The following is an 18563-nucleotide window of genomic DNA, read 5'->3' on the forward strand; positions in this document are numbered from 1 at the left end:
AGTAACCTGGAGTTACCGAGGGTATTCCGCACACTGGCCTCCATGCTCGTGTCATTTTCGGCGATTGATCACGCCGGGCCGGTTCTGACCGGTCCGGAGCAGGGTTCGCATCATGACTGCGACCGTTTCGTACCCGCCGACACTCGGACACCGGCCCTCCTCTCCCTCTCTTCGCATGTCGTCGTCTCTCACCGGTTCGACACCGGCACTGCCGCGTGACGTCTGGGGGCCCCGCTCCCGGGGTCCGGACTCGACTCCCGTCTCGGCCGCCTGGCTGATGGCCGCCGCGAGTGACCCACTGCGCACGTCGACCACAGGCCGGCTGATGGAGGAGGCGGCGAGCCTGCGCACCGTGGCGGAGACCGACCGGGCCGTGCAGGCCGTCTGGGATGCCGAAGAAGGCCACGAGGCGCGCGCTCCGATCGCACGCCCACGGATCCCGGCCGTCACCGCTCCGGTACTCGGCATCAGGCCAGTAGCTCTTCCGACACCGAATCCGGCGCGGGGGATGTGATGGCCATGGAGACCTTCGTGACCGTGGTCGTGCTCCTGGCGATGGTGGCCGTGGGCGTGCTCCTGATCCATCTGCTCAACAACCAGCACGACGACCGCATCAGCGCTTTCCCCTACGGCCGCTCCCGGGCCGTCGTCCAGGGACCTGCGCCACCGGCCTGGCAGAAGGGTCGCGGTCGTGCCGGTACGAGCGGCACCGGTGACCACCGCGACGGGGGACGCGGACGGATCCGGCCCCAGCGCCGGACTCGGGCAGGAGAGAAGTGAGTCGCCATGCTCTCCGCCACGCAACCCGTCAGGCTTCTGGCAGACACCAGCAGTGAGCCGGTACTGCCCGGCACCGCAGTCCTGCGGATGGAGACGACGCCCCGTCGCACGGGGACGTTCGACGGCGCTTGGTGGCCGAGGACGCGCGACCCTGAGAGCCAGCTTCCCGTCCTGCTCATCGCGTTGACCGCCCGGCTGGGCCCCGTCGCCCGCGTCGGCCTCGACGCGAGCGGGTGGGACAGCGCACCGGGCCGCCTGGTCGTCGAGGGACATCCGGTCCGTATCGACTGGTCCGCCATCGAAGACAGCACGATGATCGTCACCAGGGGCGACCAGGACCACTTCCTGTTCCTGGTGATCCCGCCGGGGACGGCTCCCGCGCCCGCACGCGCCGCGATGGCCATGGCGGTACAGGACGACAACGCCGTCTCGGCCGAGCGGATTCTGGCCGCCACCGGCATAACTCCGGCCCGGCCGCCGGACTGACGTAGCCGCCCGCCGCTGGGCGATTCACGCGATCCGCAGCCCAGGACCCCGGCCGCCGCACCACGGACAACAGGCCGGGGTCCTCCCACACCGTGCACTGTGTGCTTCCGCCAGGCCGGTTCTCCGGTCACCCGCGGCGTTCCTCGTCCCGTTGGTTTTCGCGCCTCCAGCGCGCCCGGTTCTGACGGCTGTAGCGGCGGTCCCAGCGGTCCTGACGGTCCCGGCGCTCCCGGTAATCCCGGTAGTCACCGAGATCGGACCCGTCGCCACGGATCCAGCCTCCCCCGCGATCGCGGCCGTGGCGGGTGATACCGAAGATCAACACTGCCGCGGCCGCCCACCAGAAGGGATGGAGAAAGCCGAGGCCGAACAGGACCACGGTCAGGACGAGAAGCAGAACGAACACGGCGGGCCTCCCCGGAGCGGAACAACGCTTCAGTGCCGGGGGCCGGGGCCTGTTCGAACAGCCTAGTCCTCCCCGGAGGTTACGGATAGCGACCCGCGTTCGCGTCTTCCGCCCGAACCGGCCGGAACCGGATGGCCACTTGACATCTGTCCGGGGAGTGCCGTGAGGGCTAGCGTGCGTGGTGCGGCCCGAGCCCCCGGCAGCGTCGATCTTCTCTCGCGCTCCTCCGAGGGCGTACCTCGTGCATCAGTACCGGAATCCGCCCCCGTCGCCGACGGGCGACTCCGGCACCCGCCGTCGCCACTCGATTCGATCCTGGCGCGGTATGGATGCGCTCCCTGCGGGCACCGTTCTGCTGCCCGCCGCGTCGCACGCATTTCATGACAGGCGGTACACATGTACGCGCTGATCGTTCCGGCCTCGACCCCCTTCGTCCTGCTCGCCACCGTGCTGGGCCTGTCCTGGTGGGAGGACCGCATCCTGCCGCCGGCCGAGCCGGCCGAAGCCTCCGGCGAGGCTCCCCCTGCCCCTGCCCCTGCCCCGCTCACCGAACTCCTCAGTGTCTTCGCGGGACTGTGCGAAATGCGCCTGCCGGCCACGGCCGACTCCAGCCCGGCTGACGCCGAGACCATACGCTCCCATTGACCAGCCGCCGGCCCTTCACGACCCCGGGGCTGGCAGCGGCGAACGTCTCGATCAGAACGCGCCAGCGTGGCCCGTGGCACAGCGCCCCATGCACAGGACTTTCCCGGTGCCCCAATGGTCGCCCACACCACGCCGGTGACCATGGCCGCCAGACCGTACTTGCCGGCCTCCACCTCAGGGCCGGTGACCGGGGAGCCGGGGCCATACGTCCCGGTCGCCGATGGGGTGGGCTCCGCCGTGGGCGTGCGGGTGCGCTCCTCGACGGGTCCGCTGCCGGGCCCGGGCGAAGGACTGGGGGTAGGCCGGGTGCGCTTCTTGTCTGTCCCGTAGTACCTCATGCCGGGAGCACTGTCCGCGGACCATACGGCGCCCTTGCCCTGGCCGGAATGGAACAACTGCCGGGGAAGCTGTGCACCCCGCTGGACCAAACGCCCGTCGCCCACGTCGTCGAAATCGGGGTCGGCGCGGGCTCCACCGCCATCGCCGCGCCGCAGAACGGCAAGGTCGACTGCGTGATGACGACGCAGCCGACGGTGGCCGCGATCCAGAAGAAGGGCGTCGGTACGTCCGCGGTCGACCTGGCCACCACGGACGGCGCCACGGCGGCCATGGGCGGTGCCTACCCTGCCGCCAGTGTGCTCGCCCGCACCGACTGGGTGAACTCGCACAAGGCCACGGTGCTGAAGGTCGTCGACGCTCTCGTCGCCACCATGCACCGGATCAACACCCGCAGCGCGACCGACATCGCCGACAAGCTGCCGGCGTCGTTCGTGTCGAACCAGCTGGTGACCAAGGCCGGCTGCATCTCGGCCCTGAACGAGGACAAGGGTCAGTTCCTCCCGGACGGTCTCCTGCCGGCCGGCGGTCCCAAGACCTCTCTGGCGACGGGGAAGCTGGTCGGCAACGTGAAGGGGTCGGTGGACCTCGGCAAGACGTTCACCAATGACTTCGCCGTACGGGCCAACAAGACCGAGGGCTTCAAGACGACCACGACCCCGGCCGGGTCCATCGGCTGAGCCCGCACCATGCATGAGGCCGCCCGGCTGACTATCACCTGGGCGGCCTCATGGCCAGTCGTAAACGACCAGGTCAGCGGACCGGCAGGACGGCGGTGTGCTCCTCGCGCACGGCCTTGAGGGAGCGCGGGTCGAGACCGAGCAGGCTCAGGATCGTCGGTGCGATCTGCTTGGTCTGCACGCTCGCGGAGTCTCGCACGCCGCCCCGGCCGGAGGCGCCGGACACGACGAGGGGGACGTCGAGGTCGTCGGAGTGGCTGCCGCCGTGCTCGGCGATCTTCTTGGTGCCGCCGGTGTAGACGACGCCGTACTGCGCGACTCCGAGGAGGTCAGGGACCCGGGCGTCGCCGGCCTTGACGTGGAAGTAGTCGGCGGCGGCCTGGCCGGCGTAGACCTTGTGGAGCCCGCTGTGGGTGTAGGCCTTGGGCGCGGCGTTGATGTCGGTGCCGGTGCCGCTCTGTGCGAGCAGGTACGTCTTGGCGAAGGCGGTGGCGGCCGCGGAGCGGTCGGAGAGCCAGAGCAGCATGGCGTCGTCGTCCACCGCGTGCGTCACCAGGTCGGCGGCGCCGGGGTGCAGCTTCTTCCAGGCGGCGTTGAGGCCGTCCAGCAGCGGGCCGTCGTCGACGCGGGTGAGCGCGGCGGGGTCGGTGGGCGACTGGCCGTGCTTGGCGGAGAGGATGACGGCGGTGCTGCCGGACAGGTGCCGCTTGCGGATCTCGGCGGTCAGGGCGCCGATCTCCGTGTTGACGAAGTCCAGGTTCTTCACCAGCAGCGGGCCCGGGACGTTCTTGGCGGCGTAGCCGCCGGTGAGGCCGTCGGAGGCGGGCAGCTTCTGCGCGGTGGAGACGGACTGGAAGTTGAGGCCGAAGATCGCCGGGGTGCCGACCTTGTGGGTGCGGCTGTGGTCGTAGCCGTCGATCTCGTTGAGGACGGCCTTCACCTTGTAGCCGTCGTACTGCTCGGTGGCCTTGTTGTCCGTGGTCCAGTCGTTGCCGGCGGCGTAGCCGAGGGCGTCGCTGTTGATCTCCGGGGTGAACAGGTCCTGGACGCCGGTACCCGAGGGGCCGTCGAGGATCTCGTAGGCGGCGTGCTTGTCCGACCAGGCGGTCCGCAGACCCGCCTGGCGGGCCACCTCGAAGACCGTGTTCACCTTGAGGTACGAGTGCGGGTAGACCGGCTTGCAGGTCTTCGGGTCGACGGGCAGCTTCGACGCGTTGATCAGGCTCTGCGGGTGGCCCGTCATCGACAGGATGCTGTCCGGCAGGCCCGCGAGGCCCTGACCGGCGTCGATGGAGGCCTGGTTCTTGTCCAGGTCTTCGGTGAGGTCCACCTCGACTCCGGGCTTGACGCCCTTGCAACTGGTGGTTCCCGCCGGGAGGAGCGCGGCGTTGTAGGTGTCGTCGTAGTAGATGCCCGTGGTGCCGGGGCTGCCGCCGGTCGCCTGGGCGACCATGCCGGGGAAGGAGTCGGACGGCGTGGTGGTCCTGGCGTGGGTGTACTCCACGCCGCCGCCGACCAGCCGGGCCAGCGCGGACTCCGGGTGTCTGGCGATGTACCAGGCCAGGTCCGACTGGTGCAGCCCGTCGACGGAGACCAGCAGGACGTGCCGGGCGGCGGCCCGGTGGTGGGAGGCGGCGAACGCGGCGGGCTGGGCGGCGGTAACCCCGGTCAGAACCCCGGCGGCGGCGAGGACGGCTGCGGGCCTGACGTGGCGTCTGAACATCTGGTCTCTCCCGGGTGTTCGGGGCGGGCTGCGGGTGCCGGGCCCATCAGAGGCCTGCCTTGTGTACCGGAAACGGCGCATGTGTGAACACGCCCGGAATGAGCGGTCGGGTCTTCACCAAGCGGGCCCGGCTTTCCCCAGGACGGAGACGCTCGTGAAGGTGGATATGGCCGCCCGTGTGCGGGGTGCTCGCACTCGCCGTACGAGGTCGGCGTGCCCTGGTCCGGGTGGACGCCGGAGTTCTCGTCCTCGCGGTGGCCCTGGTGATCTGCGGTTACTGGCTGAAGCACACCCGCACCGACAAAGGCGTACGGACCGCGCAGGCCGCGCACCAGATCGTGCACGGCCGCCCCGTCTACGGACAGCCCTGGCCCTGGCTGTTCGGCACGTCCAATTCCGGCCTGACCAAGACGATGTCCGGCTGGGCGCACTACACGTACGGCTATCCACCGCTGACCGCCCTGACGGACCAACACCAGCACGGTGAACGCGTTGGGGTGGCGGCTGGTCAGAAAGAGTCCGCCCAGGGAGCTTCAGTACTCATTGGTGCGGCGGAGCGCCAGAGGGCGGCCGTCGGGGTCGGCGAGCAGTCGGTAGAGCGGGGTGACCAAGGCCGTCGTAGTGGGCGACACACGCGGGGTGCGGTAGGTCCGCAGGCGGCCGGGAGGCCGGAGCCCCTGGCACCCGCCGTCGTACCACGCGTCCAACGCCGCGGCGGACTCCGAGAAGGCGTGGAAGGCCTTCACCGGGTCGCACAGTCCCCGCGGGTCAGCGCGGTCCAGGTGCTCGCGGGCCAGTTCGAGTCGCAGGTCGCGGGGGTAGACGCGGGCGCCGTCGCCGAGACCTCCGGGGTCGCGTGGCTCACGGGGATCGATCGCCTCGTCCAAAACGGCGCAGCTCAACTCGGAATCGTGGGTCCAGGAACGGCGGTTGACGTTGTCCGATCCGACTGAGGACCACACGTCGTCGATGACGCAGACCTTCGCGTGGACGTACACGGGAGTCCCGGCGTGGTTCTCCACCGCGTAGACGGCGACACGGTCGCCGCCCGCGCGGCGCAGCAACTTCAGGGCGCTGATCCGCCCGACGAGGTTCATCGCCTGCGTCACCCGCCCGTCCTCGTCGGGATGGGCGGGAATGACCGCGATGAGGCGCAGCCCGGGGTGGGCGGCCAGTGCCTCGGCGAAGCACCTGACGACCTGGGCGGACCACAGGTACTGGTCCTCCAGGTAGATCAGCGAGCGGGCCCGGCGCATGACCTTTTGGTAGCCGCGGGCGATGCTGCGCTCGCCGTGCGGGGCGAAGTCGTAGCCGTGGACGCGGGCCGGATAGGTGCGCAGTAGTTGCACGGTGTGCGTTCCGCAGGGCTCCGGGTCGTCCAGCTGCGGAGGCAGCGGGTCCGCTGTGGTGTCCTCATGGTGCAGGAGTTCACGCAGCCGCCCCAGCGGGCTGCGGCTGAGCGGAGCCGGGTCCTCCCAGCGTTCGCGGAAGTGGGCTTCGACATCACCGACGGCGGGGCCGTGGATCGCGAGCTGGACGTCGTGCCAGGGCGGACGCGACCCGTAGGCGGCGGCGAACGGCTGGCTGAGCGGGTCGCCCTGATGAGCGGTGTCGTCGCGCCGGCTGTGGCACAGGTCGATGCCGCCGACGAAGGCGACGTCCCGCTCGGGCCGTCCCGGGTGGCGCAGTACGACGAACTTCTGGTGGTGCGAGCCGCCCGGGCGCACCCGCATGTCGAGCAGGCACTCTCCGCCTGCCGCTCTGATCTCCTCACCGAGGTGACGGTTCTCGCGTTCGCTGAACTGGAAGCGGTCCAGATGAGAACGCCAGATCAGCCCCTTGACGATGACACCGCGCTCGGCCGCCGCACACAGCACCTGTCCGATCTCGCTGCCGGGGCCGTCGAGCCGTTCGTCGGGGTCGCCGCGCCAGTCGGTGAACAGCAGCAAGTCGCCCGGCTGTTGGGCGCGGACGGCCTTGAGCAGTTCACCGAAGTACACCGCGCCGTGGACGAGGGGACGTACCTGGTTACCCCTCGACCATGCCGCTCCTCCGGGCCGGCGGCTCTCCAGACGGGTCGCGGGGTTACCCCGCTCGCCGGGCGCGAGCAGCCAGTCGGCCAGCTTCATGGCCCCTCCCACGGGCAGCGCCCGGCAAAGCAGGCATGTCCATCAGTCATCTGTGTGCCCAGGCCGCTGTCAGATGCTCCGGGGGCGGGCGTCTCGGCAGCATGGTTCCGTGATGTCCGCGATGCGGAGGCTGCCGTCCCCGCGGGGTTGCCGCCGTAGCGTCTGGACACGTCCGACGAGTAGCCCGCAAAGAAGTGCTGAAACCCGCCGCCCCGGCCTGGGTCACCGTTTCGCAGGCGGCGCCGACGGGCCGGGGCGTGGGCACGAAGAGAACGAGCCCGATCTCGACACCGATCAGGAGCCGCGGCCCCATCGGTGTCTGTGCGAGGCTGCGGAGCGTCGCGTCCACGCCCCCTTCCTCGCGGGGGGGGGGTCACCGGAGCCCAGGTCCCGGGCCGGCTCCACAGCGACCGGCGCGCGTCGGTCGAGCATGACGCTTCGCGGGACTGTGCGGAATACACCTGCGACCACGGCCGACTCCAGCCTGGCTGACGCCACCCCATCGACCAACCGCCGGCCCTTCACGACCCCGGGGAGGGCAACGGCGAACGTCTCGATCAGAACGCGCCAGCGTGGCCCGTGGCACAGCGCCCCATGCAGGATCCAGAAGGATGCCCGACCGCGTGTCGTTGTCCATGCACGTCCATGCTGTGGCAGCTCAGCGGACTCCAGCGGCATCACGTGGCACGAACCGCATTTCCGGGTACGCCGGGTCCGGGTGAGGCTCGCCCGGCGGCAGCACGGGAGCCAGCGTCTCGAACACCCGCTCCATCACCTGGTCCGTGTACCCGCCCAGAGTCTCCGAAGCCTGCAGCAGCACACCCCCCGCCCGCAGCGGGACCACCCGGTGAAAGGCCCCCGAGCTCTCCAGCGAAGCGGCACCGCCGAGCCGTGCCGCCAGCTCCGCCGGACAGACCGTCGCCCAGGCGTAGCCCCGCAGGAACTGTCGGCTCTCGCGGAGTGACGTGCGCCTTTTCCGCCGGAGTACGGCATCAAGGTTGGTGAGTTCGTTGAAGTTGCGCCACTCGATGCGCCCGAATGTGGGGTTGCTCGCGTCCAGCGCAGCGCGCAGGAAGTCCACCAGCGCGGCGCAGGATTCGGCGTCGTCAGGAGAGTCCACGCTCGCCGAAGCCAACGCCCGCCAGATGGAACCGTCCGCCAGAACGTGATACGAGTTCGCTCGCCCCAGTTCATCCGGTTCCCCGTCGTCCGTGAGAAATGTGAGTCCCGCGCCCCACGGGAACGCGGCGAGGCCCTCCTCGAACTGCTCCCAAGTCTCTCCGACTTTGGGGAAGCGACGGGGGGAGTCGTCGATGTGCCGGATGACCCGCGCTTCGGAGACGACCTCCCCACCACCTGCCGCTTCCGCCTCCACCAAGCCCCCGAACAGCCGGGCGCGTGCAGCGCGGAACCACTGCGCCAGCGATTCGCCCGGGCCGTCCGGAGCCGCGATGTCGAAGGAAGCTTCGATGTAGACGTACATTTCGCTCACCTTCCTGGCGCCTCAGCAGGCGCCGCCCAGAATGCAGGCCGGGCCCTCGGACAGGACCTTCCCGCGCACACCGGACGCCAACGGAGACAAGATCCCGGACATCTGGGCGCTCATGGCCGACGGTTCGGCCCGCTTCTATCCAGGAGGCCGCAGCGCGATCGGCACGCCGACCACTGTGATCGCCTCGGGCAGCTGGACGTACAAACAAGCCCTCGGCTGACCTGAGCCGACGGGCCGAGCCCCCTTCCGGCCGACGATCGGGTGCGCTGCCACCAGTGACAACTGGTGACAGCGGACCCGTGTCTGTTCGCCACCGACGGCGACGTCACCAAGGCTCCTGGCTGCCGCAGCCCCGGCAACCCTCCTGGCCCATCGCGGTGTGATCAGCGCCTGCGGTGAACCTCACCAGGAACCGCTCCCGTGCCCGCACCGCTCACGCCAGGCGCCGGCCCGGCATATCGCCGTGTGGCCGCTTTCAGTCCCGGCGGTCCCTGTGAGCCGGCCCGGGCGGTGTCGCCGAGACGATGGAACACCGTCCGAGCGTGATCTTGCCGGATTCGGCGACGGCCTGGCGGTAGCCGGGGCACTCTCCCGACACCTTTGGCCTCAGGATGGCCTCAATACCTGCACCTGTCGCAGCAGAGCTCAGCCGAACTCACCCCGCTGACTGCACGTCCATGCAGGTCGGAAGGACATCAGCCGACGCAGACCAAGGTGCACCAAACTCACGAGCAGCGGATTCAGTCCGTTCAGGCGAAGTTGACGCCCCGACACCCGAAAATAAATGTTTCCGCAGCTCAGGGACCTGCACTGGTGGGGCGGGTGGGACTCGAACCCACGGCCGACGGATTATGAGTCCTTTGAGGATCTTGGCGACCCTTGTCGATCAATGCTCATCTTGGCCGTTCTCCCAGGTCAGGCGCCGTTTGGCACCTCAGTCCTTCGCGGCCCTTGTCAGTCTTTTCCGATCCTTGTGTCCAACCTGCGTCCAGAACACGTCCCGGGTGGCTGGAGTATGGCTGCCACAGCGGGCGTCCTCCCAGCTGAGCGAAGGACTCAAAAACCAAGAGCAGCGGATTTACCTTCAAACGCTCAGAGGCTCCGCCCCTCTGCTCGGGGCGAAGCCTCAGTAGCCGTTTCCGCAGGCCAGACGTTGTCTTGTCAGCATATCCAGCTCAGTCGCCATGTTCCAGTGCAAGCTGAAGGGATCGGGCAGGCCGCGACTTCGGACGCACGGTATGGAGGATGAACCCTCCCCGGGAGAGTTGGCGCGTGGCCGTACCCGCTCACGCGAGGCGAGCCGCAGCCCACCGGTCGACTTCCCTCCCGCGATAGAGAAGGGGACCACTTCAAACAAGGCCCTACACGGAACGCTATCGCGTCGCTACCCTGAGGTTCCGGGTTGAAGTGCGACGGGGGAATGAGCGTGGACGCTTTGACGCTCGCTGCGGCTTCCGCAGTGGTGGGGACAATGACTACGCAAGCTTGGGAGCAGGCCCGCCAGACGGTGGTGGCGTTTTGGCAGCAGCGCCATCCAGAAGAGGTGCCGGCCATTGACGCGGAACTGATCTACGGCCGCACCCAGATGAGGGAGGCCATGGCGGTCGGCGACCAGTCGGTCGAAGAGGCACTGATCGGCGATTGGCAGCGACGACTCCGTCGACTCCTTACGGCGGACCCCGCATTGGGCGCCGAGTTGCAGCGCGTACTTGATGAGGAGCTGACGCCGCTGTTGCCGGACACCGAGGCCGCCGGGATCGCCAAGATCAAGATGAACGCCAAGGTCTCCGGTCACGGCAAGGCATACATGTCGGCCCGCGACATGACAATCAATGAGGGTCCGTCATGACACAGGTGCCGCCCTCGTCCCCACACGAGGAGCCCGATCAACCCGGTACCTACGCCTCGGTGCGCGACAACGGCAGAGCGTATATGGCACACGGTGACATGAACGTGAACAGGTCACGCAACAAGCATATATTCAAGCAGATGGGTGCATCTCATCTAGTAATGCTGGTCGCAGTCGCCGTTGTCGCGATCCTTTCCGTCACATGGCTCGTTATTCGCGTGACCAACGACAAGGCAGGGCCGGCAGACTCTTCCCCCATAAGCACAGAAATCACCATCGAACCAACGTCCGGTCCACAGGGATCCTCTGTGCACGTCTCTGGCCGCGGCTTCGAACCGGGAAACATCGTGCAGGTGCTCTGCCAGGATCCAATGAGTCCGCAACTTGGCCAGTTTCGCGCAACAGACGATGGTTCGTTTACCGGCGAGATCCGCATTCCGCAGGACGAATGGATCAGCAAAGTCGGTGTGCAACTCGCTATCGTCGCGGCCAGCGGACAAGCCCAGGACTCGGACCGGCAGGGGTTGGCCTTCTTCACTGTGCGCCGATGAGACGTAATCTCCCGCATGGAGGATGAAGCCCTCACCGGGAGCTCTCCCTGCTTCGTGTAGGCCGAAGGGCGGATCGGCGTACAGGCAGAGCGGCCCGCCGACGTCGAACCATCCTTCTGGGCACGTCGGGGCCAGGTGGAGCGACCAGGTCTTTGAGCCTCTTCGGCTCCACGCTGGATCAAAGGCCGGCAGCTCCAACGCCGTCGGCTACAGGCTTGCCGCCCCGTACTTCCGGCAGCTGATCACGCGCCCGGGTGGCGGACGGACCTGAAGGGAAAGCCCTCCGCGGCCGAGGAGTGACTGCCAGGCGAGCCCCCGCCGGGCGGTTCACGGCAGGGGCTCATCTCTGCCCGTCCTTCGATCTCGTCCGCGCGACGGCAGGGCCGCCGCGCAACCCGGCTGAGGTTTTGGCCGCAGGCGTTGCCGAGGAGCTAGACGCCGAGGCCGAGGCCGTGGAGGACCTCGCTGAGATTGATCCCGAGGATGTTCCACCCTTCGGCGGGAGCCGGGTTGGCCCTGGCGTGGCTGTTCGCCGTTGCGGTGGGTGTCCCGGCGTGGGCAGCTCCCGACGTGGTCAGGACAGCTCCCGCAAGAGTGAGGGCGACAAGTACGCGCTTGGTGTTGTTCATGCAGGGATGAACGATCTTGGGCCGTTTCTGGTCACCATCCATCCGAGTCCAGCAGGCCGTCGTCGTGATCGGGATCGGTCGGACGGCCGGTGACCAGGGGAAAGATAGCCAGGGGTGAGGTATGTACGGATCGAGCTTTGGGGCCTGGTCACGTCACCGCGTCGCCTATTGACGCTCGGACGTCAATGACACCGGTTATCTCCAGGATCCGCCTCAACTGCTCGGCTGGTGCGGCGACGCACAGCTGAGTCAGCCGATGGACGCGCAGCAGCAGATTCAGAAAGGTCGAGTCGGCGAACGTGATCCCGGAGGCGTCGTCGTCCAGCAGAGGCGCACACCACGCGGGCCCGAGCCCGCGATCATCCATGTGGACGACTGCTCGATGATCGAGGGCACACCCCGGGCATCTAGTCTCATTGATTTTTGGATCGCCTGATGACCGCAACCAACGGCATGAAAGGTTCAGCCTGCTTACCCGATCCCCTCACCTGGTTGACCCAAGCTTGCATCTTGAACGAGCAAGCCCTCAGGTCCACCACCAATCCTGGCCGGGTACGTCTCCCCGATTCCCAGCCAGGTGATCTGCCATCACTTTCACATTCTCGTTCGTCATTCTCTTTCCAGGAGCTCGGCAAGCCCTGGGTACATCCAGATCTTAAATGGGACGAACTGATGAAATATTAGGAGAGTCAAAATAATCAACCCACCCTTCACATCCACCCAGAGCAGCAGCCATATCCCGATCAGGGCCAGAGGGACGAAGAGGAATGCGAACATGCCAGCACGCATGGAATACTGTCGCTTCGCCTGCTTTCGCACTCGCGAGGTGAGGCGTGTGCCATTGCTCCAGGTCAGCACGCCGGTATATATGTACGTCTCCTCCTCTCGGTTGGTCGCCGTGTTCAGCGTGACGGCCGAGACTTTGCCATTGGTACAGCTGAGCGGAACAGCCCCGGGGACGTCAGCCAGGATCACCCTCACTTTCCGCAGAAACAGGATGGCACGCATGTTGCCGAATGACAGTAAAATTAGGATCAGATTGAGCACCAGCGAGGCGACACCCAAAATAACGGCGCCTAGAAGATAATTCTCAATTCCGCGCACAGCTCACCACTCATTTCTGCCGTCACATGATGTGCGGCTAATCTCGTACGTTCAGTTCCCGTGAAAGAAATTCTCGATCATCTTTACGAGTCCTTCCCCTTGATTATTTTTGTGATGAGATCCCTGATTGGACATGTCTGGCCCGTCCCCAGAGCCGTGGGAGGAACCTGCGGAGTGATGAGAATCCGTCACGTTCGCCACCATCCAGTCCCAGAAACCAGTGACTTCGGCGTCAGCTTTGTCGCCCACGATTCCGGAGGCCGCAGCGGCCAGCGTCCACAGCGCCAACGTCTTCGCCGACGAACCGAGCGGCGGGCGGGATCCGTTGTGGGCCAACGACACTGCGGTGAGAGCCGAACCGCCCCGGCGGGGATCGTTTAGATCGTGCAGAAGCGCCAGAATTCCAGCCGCGACGGGAACTGCGGCCAGGGTGCGGCTGAACTGCATGACAGTCATAGGAGAACCCTGATGGCGGGACAGCCTTGCGTGCATCACGATCCGCGCCACCGGTTCGGATGTGATGCGCTGAAGCGCCTCAGCCCAGTCCTCCGGCAGCTTCGGGGCCTCAACGATGGGCCACAGCGCGAAGGTAGCAAAGTCGACGGCGACCTGTTCGGGCAACCTTCCTGCCCGTGAGGAAACGTCTCCCAATCCGTACCGGATGACGCCACACGCAAGCAACTCCCTCAGCCGGTCAGCGCCTTGGCCGTGAGCGTCGCCCTCGCATGTCCTTCGCAGTTCTTGCAGCCGCCTACGGAAGGCCCGCTGCTCCCGCCGCGACAACGGAACCCGACCTTGGAGGGCGGCGGACTCGTAATCTCGCCTCAATCGGTCGATCCACAACCGCATCTCGCTGAGATTCGGGGGCTGAGGTTCCGCTTCTGACATCGGTCCTCCAAGTACCGGACGTAGGAGCGGAGCTCATCATGGAGGAGTGGATGACCACTCCGCAGCAGAATGAGAGCTTTTTGGCACGCACCCCTGCATGACATCGATAAGGGATGTAGCGGCCGCCCTTCGACCGCCTCGTCGGCGGAGCCGCAGTCCTCCACCAAGAGGTAGGCGACGTTGCTGCTGCTGGCTGCGAGCGTCCACGTCTGTGCGACTCCGCCTTGAGTTCCGGTCCAGCACAGTGCGGCCGTGACGTCGCTGCCCGTGGAGTTGGTCAGAATGCTCTGCACGGAAACGGCTGCGTTCGCTGTGGAGGCTTGCAGGTTGTTGACTCGTATCTGGTCCTTGTAGATCGTTCCGGACACGGTGTTCTTACGGATTCGATATAGCGCATAGCTGTCGCTGGCCGCGTTGTGCAGTGCCCAGAGGGAGACACGGTAGGCACGGCCGGTCTTGAACGTGATGCTGCCGGTGGTGATGAGCGCCGTCTCCGTGCTGGAGAAGGTGACGTTCGCGGTCAGCGTCTTCTGTGCGACAAATCCGCGACCCTGGGATTTGCCGTAGACGCTGAGGTCTCGGTCGATCGCGAATCCGCTGGATGTGAGCTTGGCGGTGGCCTGGGCGGATGCGGACGGAGCGTCGCGGACGTGCAGCTCGATGGATGATCCGGCGGCCGATGTATCAGCGCCGTACCCGTTGATGTAGGCAACTCCGTTGCCGCTGAAATCGTTTGCGTAGAGGTTGAAGACTCCTCCTCCGCTGGATCAAGGCGAAGAAGTCCCTCGCACGCACCACTCGCCACGGCTATCAGGAGCACCTCGACAACTACCTCGTCCCCCACCTGGGGCACATCAAGCGACGCGACCTCAAGGTCCGCCACCTCGACCTCATGTACGACGCGATCGAGAGGGAGAACGCGGAGCGCATCCTCCACCGGCTCCGCGTGACGGAGCTGCAGGAGGCTCGGGATGAGGCCCACCGGGCTGGGTGAAGACCGCTGGCTACGCCAAGAGGGAAGAAAGCCGTCCGTACCGGCAAGCCTTCCTGGAGGCCAACAAGGCTCTACGCGAGGGGCGCAGGGGCCTGCGAAAGATCACCTCCCCCGCAACCATGCGCCGCATCAACGACACCCTCAGCTCGGCGCTCACCTGGGGGATCAAGCGCGAGCAGGCATTCGCCAAGAACTGGTCGCAGCTCGTCGAGCTTCCGTCGGTCACACGGCCGAAGCCGATCGTCTGGACCCCAGAGCGCATCAAGCACTGGAAGCGCACCGGAGAGAAGCCCGGCCCGGTCATGGTCTGGACACCCAAGCCGACCGGGGAGTTCCTCGACTTCGTCAAGGACGACTGGCTCTACGAGCTGTGGCACTCGTTCATCTTCCTCGGCCCCCGCCGCGGCGAGATGGCCGCGGTGCCGTGGACGGAGGTCAGCATCGACGCTCTCTGGCTCCGGATCGCGCCAGGAGTGGGGAGCTGCCTACGTCGAGACCGGTCGCGTGTGGACGCACGAGAACGGCGAGGCGCTGCACCCTGACTGGATCTCCCGACGCTTCACCCGTCTCGTGGAGCTGTCCGGCCTGCCGCCGGTCCGCCTCCACGACCTACGCCACCTGGCAGCCACGCTCTCCCTGCTCGCCGGGAACGACATCAAGGTGGTCCAGGAGAAGCTGGGGCACTCCTCACGCCAGATCACCTCCGACACCTACACCAGCGTCCTGCCCGAGATGATGCGGGCCGAGGCCGAGTCGGTCATCGCCGTAGTCCCCCGCGAAGTCCCCTACAAGGTGCACACGCCGCTGGAGATCCCCGAGGCGACCTGGCAGGGCGGCCTCGCCGTCTTCTTCGCCCACGGCGCGCGCCAGGCGGGTGAGGACTGGTCCGTAGGCGCCCAGACCCGACCCGACTCCGATCTCCTCGGCCTGGTCACCCTCGCCGGCCGGGGCCAGGACGACGCCGCCAATGCCGCCGTGAAGTGGATGCGCGATCACTGCACGAGCAACGATCCAGAGCTGGTCCGGATCGAGAACTTCAACGACCAGTACCAGGGAGACCAGCGCCAGGAGTTCGCCCCCCTCCGCTTCACGCTCGCACGACCGGAGACGCCGAGCATCGCGGGGTGGGACACCTCGCGTCCCGCTCCTCTCCGCCGCAACAACAGGCAGAAGAGGGCTCGTTCACGCGCCGCGTGACCTGCGTCCAGAATGTGCCCAGACGATCATGAAATCATGATCACGGCAGGGTAGCCAGGGCCCTCACACTCTCGCCCCGACCAGGAAAGCGCCTGTTCAGAACGGTTCTTCTCGCGTAGCGAGTGGTGGGGCGGGTGGGACTCGAACCCACGGCCGACGGATTATGAGTCCGCTGCTCTAACCGGCTGAGCTACCGCCCCATAGCGGCGTGTCGCGTACAAGTGTGCGCGCCGTCTGCCGCAGCATAGCCGCTCATACGATCTCCTGCTTCGGATGGTCGGCTTCTGCGGACGTTCACGACCTTGAGGACATCGGCGCAGGCCCAGCGGTTCCCGCGGACACGGAACGGACATGAAAAAGGACCCCCGCAGGGGTCCTCGTTCAGCATGCTCCCCCGACTGGACTCGAACCAGTAACCTGCCGGTTAACAGCCGGCTGCTCTGCCAATTGAGCTACGGAGGACCGAGCTCCCCCGACTGGACTCGAACCAGTAACCTGCCGGTTAACAGCCGGCTGCTCTGCCAATTGAGCTACGGAGGAATGCCTCGTTGCATCGAACGTACCTACCTGGGTATTCGCCAGGGGGCGCCCGCTCGCTGCGACACATACATTAGCGCAAGCAGGGGGGTGCTCCGCCAATCGGTACTCCCCGACAAGACTCCCCCCGAGGGAAGGGTGGCCGCCATGCGCTACAAGCTCACGTTCGTCGCCGGGCTCGCTCTGGGCTACGTGCTGGGAACCAGGGCCGGACGCGAGCGATACGAGCAGCTGAAGAAGTCCGCCCGCCAGGTCGCCCAGAACCCCGCGGTCCGCAACACCGCCGAGACCGCCGCCCAGCAGGGCCGGGTCTACGCCGGCAAGGCATTCCACTCGGTCAGCGCAAAGGTCGGCGACCGGATGCCCGACTCGGTGACCGCCCGGGTCCGCTCCCTGCGCGAGCGCAACACGAACGGCGCAGCCGGGGACGACTGGGGCACCAGCAACACGTAGCGCCCGCCCGGCAGCACGGCCGCCCCGCACCTCCCAGAGGCGCGGGGCTGTGCCATGTGCGGCTCCGCCGCGTGGGCGCGACGAGCCCCGACACGCCCGCGCCCGCGGAACCACGCGAACCCCTACGGCGCCCTCGGCCAAACCACAGCGGCGCGTGCGGCAGAATTTCGGGTATGGGGATAGTCGCCGGGTTGGACAGCTCACCGGATTTCACTCGCATCGTGGTCTGCGACACGGACACGGGTGCGGTGCTCCGCCAGGGATACGCACCGCACCCGGTCGACACGCCGGACGGCGCGGCGCGCCCCAGCGACGTCGACCCGCAGGCCTGGCTGCTCTCCCTCGGCGAGGCGGCCGGCGGCGGGCTCCTGGAGGGCGTGCAGGCCATCGGCGTCTCCGCGCAGCAGAACGCGCTGATCCCGCTGGACGCCCAGGGCAACACCGTGCGCCCGGCGATCGTCGGCGGCGACCGGCGCGCCCAGGTCGCGGCCGCCGATCTCATCGACGGGCTCGGCGGCCGGGAGGCCTGGGCGCAGGCGGTGGGGTGCGTGCCGCAGGCCGCGCAGCCGGTGACCAAGCTGCGCTGGCTGGCGAAGGCCGAGCCGGAGAACGCCCGGCGGACCGCCGCACTGCTGCAGGCCCATGACTGGCTGGTGTGGCAGTTGCTCGGGCGGCCGGTCCGCAGGACCACCGACCGCGGGGGTGCCTCCGGGACCGGGTACTGGTCGGCCGCGACCGGCGGCTACCGGTCCGATCTCGTCGAACTCGCCCTGGGCCATCAGGCCATGCTGCCCGAGGTGATCGGCCCCTCGGACGCCGCCGGTACGACTCCGGAGGGGCTGCTGATCTCCGCGGGCACCGGCGAGACCATGGCCGCCGCCTTCGGGCTGGGGCTGGGCTTCGGGGACGCCGTGGTGTCCCTGGGCGCGTCCGGGTCCGTGATGGCCGTGCACCCGGAGGCGCTCGCCGACACCTCCGGGATGATCACCTCGCTCGCCGACGCCACCGGGATGCACCTGCCGGTCGTGACCACCCTGAACGCCGTACGGACGCTGCGCGGGACCGCCGAGCTGCTCGGTCTTCCGGACCTGGAGAGCCTCTCCGACCTGGCGATGAAGTCGACGCCCGGCTCCCACGGGCTGGTCATGCTGCCGTACCTGGAGGGCGAGCGGACGCCGAACCTGCCGCACACCGCCGGGACGCTGGCCGGGCTGCGCCGGGAGTCCATGAAGGCCGAGCACCTCGCGCGCGCCGCCTTCGAGGGCATGCTGTGCGGGCTCGCCGACGCGCTGGACGTGCTGCGCGGCCGGGGTGTGGAGGTGCGGCGGATCTTCCTGCTGGGCCAGGCAGCCGAGTTGTCGGCCGTACAGGCGGCGGCGCCGATGCTGTTCGGCGCGCAGGTCGTCGTACCGCAGCCGGCGGACTACGCGGCGATCGGGGCGGCCCGGCAGGCGGCCTGGGCGCTCGGGGTCTCGCAGGGGACCCTGGATCCGCGTACCCCGCCCGTCTGGCAGGGTGCGGCGGCGCAGGTGCTGGATCCCGGGGACGAGCTGGCCGTCGGGCAGGCGGTGCGACAGCAGTTCGTGTCGGTGCGCGAACAGACGCATCCGGGGGCGTTCCGGTCGTAATCGCGCGCCCGCAGTGCCGCGGGACATCCGCTGTCGGGTTAATCGGTTGGGGTAAC

General features: G+C 67.7%; 20 protein-coding genes and 3 tRNA genes. 12 read left to right on the forward strand and 11 right to left on the reverse strand.

Annotated elements, in window-relative coordinates; translation table 11 throughout:
* The first annotated feature begins 175 nt into the window (after window positions 1–175).
* Genes ACZ4N4_RS03815 through ACZ4N4_RS03825 form a run of 3 tightly spaced genes read left to right on the forward strand, consistent with a single transcriptional unit; the run spans window position 176 to window position 1266 of the window.
* Window positions 176–514 carry a hypothetical protein gene (locus ACZ4N4_RS03815; protein WP_467584071.1) on the forward strand — a complete coding sequence of 113 codons (339 nt, stop codon included), beginning with the start codon at window positions 176–178 and terminating at the stop codon, window positions 512–514.
* Window positions 515–519: 5 nt separating this feature from the next.
* A complete protein-coding gene (locus ACZ4N4_RS03820) occupies window positions 520–780 on the forward strand; it encodes a hypothetical protein (RefSeq protein WP_467584073.1) in 261 nt (86 codons plus the stop codon).
* 6 nt (window positions 781–786) lie between these two features.
* Window positions 787–1266: a DUF5994 family protein gene (locus ACZ4N4_RS03825; RefSeq protein ID WP_467584076.1), complete on the forward strand. Its 480-nt coding sequence runs from the start codon at window positions 787–789 to the stop codon at window positions 1264–1266.
* A gap of 127 nt (window positions 1267–1393) precedes the next feature.
* Here the strand turns inward: ACZ4N4_RS03825 and ACZ4N4_RS03830 are convergent, their stop codons facing one another.
* Window positions 1394–1672, reverse strand: a complete 279-nt coding sequence (locus ACZ4N4_RS03830) for a hypothetical protein (protein WP_453573024.1) — start codon at window positions 1670–1672, stop codon at window positions 1394–1396.
* Window positions 1673–2068: 396 nt separating this feature from the next.
* Here ACZ4N4_RS03830 and ACZ4N4_RS03835 point away from each other — a divergent pair, with 396 nt between their 5' ends.
* Window positions 2069–2317: a hypothetical protein gene (locus tag ACZ4N4_RS03835; RefSeq protein WP_467584079.1), complete on the forward strand. Its 249-nt coding sequence runs from the start codon at window positions 2069–2071 to the stop codon at window positions 2315–2317.
* A 386-nt stretch (window positions 2318–2703) separates the two neighbouring features.
* Complete coding sequence (locus tag ACZ4N4_RS03840; protein WP_467584082.1) at window positions 2704–3333, forward strand: type 2 periplasmic-binding domain-containing protein; 630 nt, start codon at window positions 2704–2706, stop codon at window positions 3331–3333.
* 73 nt (window positions 3334–3406) lie between these two features.
* Here the strand turns inward: ACZ4N4_RS03840 and ACZ4N4_RS03845 are convergent, their stop codons facing one another.
* The 3 genes from ACZ4N4_RS03845 to ACZ4N4_RS03855 all read right to left on the reverse strand — a co-directional run bounded on the left by ACZ4N4_RS03845 (window position 3407) and on the right by ACZ4N4_RS03855 (window position 8668).
* Window positions 3407–5056, reverse strand: a complete 1650-nt coding sequence (locus ACZ4N4_RS03845) for an alkaline phosphatase family protein (RefSeq protein WP_467584085.1) — start codon at window positions 5054–5056, stop codon at window positions 3407–3409.
* A gap of 533 nt (window positions 5057–5589) precedes the next feature.
* Complete coding sequence (locus tag ACZ4N4_RS03850; protein ID WP_467584088.1) at window positions 5590–7185, reverse strand: phospholipase D family protein; 1596 nt, start codon at window positions 7183–7185, stop codon at window positions 5590–5592.
* Window positions 7186–7843: 658 nt separating this feature from the next.
* On the reverse strand, window positions 7844–8668 hold the full coding sequence (locus ACZ4N4_RS03855) for a hypothetical protein (RefSeq protein ID WP_467584091.1): 825 nt from the start codon (window positions 8666–8668) through the stop codon (window positions 7844–7846).
* 40 nt (window positions 8669–8708) lie between these two features.
* Between ACZ4N4_RS03855 and ACZ4N4_RS03860 the strand changes: the two genes are divergently transcribed.
* From ACZ4N4_RS03860 to ACZ4N4_RS03870, 3 genes are all read left to right on the forward strand, one after another.
* Window positions 8709–8897, forward strand: a complete 189-nt coding sequence (locus tag ACZ4N4_RS03860; protein WP_467584094.1) for a hypothetical protein — start codon at window positions 8709–8711, stop codon at window positions 8895–8897.
* A 1206-nt stretch (window positions 8898–10103) separates the two neighbouring features.
* The gene (locus ACZ4N4_RS03865; RefSeq protein WP_467584097.1) at window positions 10104–10526 is read left to right on the forward strand and encodes a hypothetical protein; all 423 of its coding nucleotides are present in this window, start codon (window positions 10104–10106) and stop codon (window positions 10524–10526) included.
* Window positions 10523–11077 (forward strand): hypothetical protein, encoded by a 555-nt coding sequence (locus ACZ4N4_RS03870; protein ID WP_467584099.1) that lies wholly within the window; start codon window positions 10523–10525, stop codon window positions 11075–11077. Before ACZ4N4_RS03865 ends, ACZ4N4_RS03870 begins: the two co-directional genes overlap by 4 nt.
* A gap of 431 nt (window positions 11078–11508) precedes the next feature.
* Here the strand turns inward: ACZ4N4_RS03870 and ACZ4N4_RS03875 are convergent, their stop codons facing one another.
* From ACZ4N4_RS03875 to ACZ4N4_RS03890, 4 genes are all read right to left on the reverse strand, one after another.
* Window positions 11509–11706, reverse strand: a complete 198-nt coding sequence (locus tag ACZ4N4_RS03875; protein ID WP_467584102.1) for a hypothetical protein — start codon at window positions 11704–11706, stop codon at window positions 11509–11511.
* Window positions 11707–11854: 148 nt separating this feature from the next.
* Entirely contained in the window at window positions 11855–12073 is a 219-nt protein-coding gene (locus tag ACZ4N4_RS03880; protein WP_467584105.1) for an STAS domain-containing protein, read from the reverse strand.
* 242 nt (window positions 12074–12315) lie between these two features.
* On the reverse strand, window positions 12316–12810 hold the full coding sequence (locus ACZ4N4_RS03885) for a hypothetical protein (protein ID WP_467584108.1): 495 nt from the start codon (window positions 12808–12810) through the stop codon (window positions 12316–12318).
* Window positions 12811–12861: 51 nt separating this feature from the next.
* Entirely contained in the window at window positions 12862–13431 is a 570-nt protein-coding gene (locus ACZ4N4_RS03890; protein ID WP_467584110.1) for a hypothetical protein, read from the reverse strand.
* A 1257-nt stretch (window positions 13432–14688) separates the two neighbouring features.
* On the opposite strand from ACZ4N4_RS03890, the gene ACZ4N4_RS03895 reads away from it, so the two are divergent.
* Window positions 14689–15234 carry a hypothetical protein gene (locus ACZ4N4_RS03895; RefSeq protein WP_467584112.1) on the forward strand — a complete coding sequence of 182 codons (546 nt, stop codon included), beginning with the start codon at window positions 14689–14691 and terminating at the stop codon, window positions 15232–15234.
* Complete coding sequence (locus tag ACZ4N4_RS03900; RefSeq protein WP_467584115.1) at window positions 15197–15889, forward strand: tyrosine-type recombinase/integrase; 693 nt, start codon at window positions 15197–15199, stop codon at window positions 15887–15889. Before ACZ4N4_RS03895 ends, ACZ4N4_RS03900 begins: the two co-directional genes overlap by 38 nt.
* A gap of 123 nt (window positions 15890–16012) precedes the next feature.
* Here the strand turns inward: ACZ4N4_RS03900 and ACZ4N4_RS03905 are convergent.
* From ACZ4N4_RS03905 to ACZ4N4_RS03915, 3 genes are all read right to left on the reverse strand, one after another.
* Window positions 16013–16089, reverse strand: a tRNA-Ile gene (locus ACZ4N4_RS03905).
* Window positions 16090–16278: 189 nt separating this feature from the next.
* Window positions 16279–16351, reverse strand: a tRNA-Asn gene (locus ACZ4N4_RS03910).
* 5 nt (window positions 16352–16356) lie between these two features.
* A tRNA-Asn gene (locus ACZ4N4_RS03915) sits at window positions 16357–16429 on the reverse strand.
* 144 nt (window positions 16430–16573) lie between these two features.
* On the opposite strand from ACZ4N4_RS03915, the gene ACZ4N4_RS03920 reads away from it, so the two are divergent.
* Window positions 16574–16879, forward strand: coding sequence for a YtxH domain-containing protein (locus ACZ4N4_RS03920; protein WP_453573004.1), 306 nt, complete (start codon window positions 16574–16576; stop codon window positions 16877–16879).
* Window positions 16880–17052: 173 nt separating this feature from the next.
* Complete coding sequence (locus tag ACZ4N4_RS03925) at window positions 17053–18507, forward strand: xylulokinase (RefSeq protein ID WP_453573002.1); 1455 nt, start codon at window positions 17053–17055, stop codon at window positions 18505–18507.
* The last annotated feature ends 56 nt before the right edge of the window (window positions 18508–18563 follow it).

The organism is Streptomyces sp. NPDC026538, from assembly GCF_055567535.1.